The organism is Bacillus sp. P4_D3 (assembly GCF_056401855.1).
The window spans coordinates 1-1,568 of sequence record NZ_JBFUIN010000708.1 but is presented as its reverse complement, the minus strand read 5'-3'; the positions used below and the strand labels follow the sequence as shown (position 1 = coordinate 1,568).

Below are 1,568 nucleotides of genomic sequence, written 5' to 3'. Positions count from 1 at the left end.
TTGTAAGACTTATAAAGAAATGGAATCATTTGTTGAGCAGTTACACAGCATATAGGATCTAGATTTTCGTTCACAATTACAACTGCCGAATTGTTAGAAAAAGCTTCGATTAACGTAGTGAAAGAGTCCTCTTCATAAATAACTGCGCAACTACATTCTTCAGTAGATGAAGGAAGGTAATAAAAATTTTTACCTTCCTGTTTCATGTGCTGAATGGTGCTTGTACGATCGATTGATAAAATTTTTATAAACTCTTTTATTGTTGGAAATGAAAATGTCATAGTGTCCTCCTGGTATGTATAAAAATTTAGACAGTGATAAAGAAATAATACACCTATTTACGATAAATTTAAAATATTTTTACAAATAAAAATTATTTCATATAAATAGTTCTGTATGTAGAGTTGGCACACCAATTGCATAAATAAAAAGTGAGAGATTTAGGAGAAAGGAGGAGTGCTATATATGAGGCACTGTGACGTTTTAATAATAGGCGGTGGAATTATAGGATGTTCTATCGCTTATTACACTTCAAAATACGGAAGAGACGTAACGATCATTGAAAAAGGAGAATTTGTCAGTGGAACGTCTTCACGGTGTGACGGGAATATTTTAGCGATTGATAAAGATCCAGGGTTTGATAGTCAAATGTCGTTAGTAAGTCAAAAATTAGTAACAGAACTAAGTGAAGAGCTGGAGCACTCATTTGAATATAGGGCACCAGGAAGCATTCTCGTTTGTGAATCAGACGAAGAGATGGAGGCAGCACAGCAATGGGTAAATCGTCAAAAAGAAGCTGGATTACCGTTTCGAATGCTTGATAGGCAAGATATAAAAGAAGAATCACCATTTTTTGCAGATGATTTATTGGGTGGTTTAGAATGCGCAACGGATTCAACTGTAAATCCATATCTTCTTGCTTTTTCACTTCTTGCAGAATCGAAGAAATTTGGTACAAAAACTTTTAATCATACAGAAGTAAAAGAAATGAAAAGAGATATAGATGGTTCCTTTATTGTAGAAACAACAAATGGGACGTTTACTGCGAAGCAAGTGGTGAACGCAGCCGGTGTGTGGGCTCCTAAAATCGGACAGATGTTAGATGTGAATATCCCAATTGAACCGAGAAAGGGACATATTATTGTAGCTTCAAGACAACAGCACGTAGGTTGCCGTAAAGTAATGGAATTTGGTTATTTGATTTCTAAATTTGGTGGAAAACGAAAAGTGGATGCTTTAACTGAAAAATATGGGGTAGCTCTTGTGTTTGAGCCAACAGAAAGTCAAAATTTTTTAATTGGTAGTAGTAGAGAATTTGTAGGATTTCATACGAGAATTAATAACGAGGTAATTAAATGTATTGCGAATAGAGCAATTCGTTTTTATCCGAAAATGGCGGATATGATGGTAATTCGTTCATATGCTGGATTACGTCCGTGGACAGAAGATCATTTGCCAATCATTTCAGGAGTGGAACATATTCCGAACTACTTTATAGCAGCAGGACATGAAGGTGATGGGATTAGTCTTGCAGCAGTAACCGGGAAAGTAATTGAAGAGTTATTAAA

General features: G+C 35.3%; 1 protein-coding gene and 1 pseudogene. One reads left to right on the top strand and one right to left on the bottom strand.

Going from position 1 to position 1,568, the window contains the following annotated elements; translation table 11 throughout:
* Positions 1 to 281, bottom strand: a pseudogene (locus AC1DTM_RS25830) (AAA family ATPase); the annotation flags it as partial.
* Positions 282 to 465: 184 nt separating this feature from the next.
* On the opposite strand from AC1DTM_RS25830, the gene AC1DTM_RS25825 reads away from it, so the two are divergent.
* On the top strand, positions 466 to 1,568 hold a 1,103-nt coding region (locus tag AC1DTM_RS25825), incomplete at its 3' end, for an NAD(P)/FAD-dependent oxidoreductase (protein WP_477001222.1).